Source organism: Bradyrhizobium sp. NBAIM03 (assembly GCF_020194055.1).
GTDB classification, from domain to species: domain Bacteria; phylum Pseudomonadota; class Alphaproteobacteria; order Rhizobiales; family Xanthobacteraceae; genus Bradyrhizobium; species Bradyrhizobium yuanmingense.
The window spans coordinates 1-407 of sequence record NZ_JADYVS010000228.1 but is presented as its reverse complement, the minus strand read 5'-3'; the positions used below and the strand labels follow the sequence as shown (position 1 = coordinate 407).

At 61.4% G+C, this 407-nt stretch carries 1 protein-coding gene; it reads left to right on the top strand.

Annotated features, from left to right (window positions below; genetic code table 11):
• A partial coding sequence (paaI, locus tag I6F21_RS38240; RefSeq protein WP_225184452.1) for a hydroxyphenylacetyl-CoA thioesterase PaaI occupies positions 1-331 on the top strand: 331 nt, incomplete at its 5' end.
• Positions 332-407: the final 76 nt, after the last annotated feature.

The window sequence follows — 407 nt, the reverse complement described above, 5'->3', positions numbered from 1 at the left end:
GTCCATGGCGGTGCGGCCTGAATTCCTCAACGGGCATCGCACCTGTCATGGCGGGCTCATCTTCACGCTCGCCGACTCGGCTTTTGCGTTTGCCTGCAACAGCCATAACCACAACACGGTGGCGGCTGGTTGCAGCGTCGAATTCCTGCGCCCGGCGCACGGCGGCGACACCCTCACAGCCGAGGCAACCGAGCAGGTGTTATCCGGCCGCCACGGCATCTACGACGTACGCGTGACAAACCAGGCCGGGGAGGTGGTTGCCATGTTTCGCGGCAAGTCTGCACAGATTCGCGGCCAGGTCATTCCGGTCCCTGGCAGCCCAGAACCCTAGTTCGACGTCTTATAAAGCCCTCCACAAAACCGCATCACCATTAGAGGACGCCTCAGAACCTGTTCACGATCCGTAG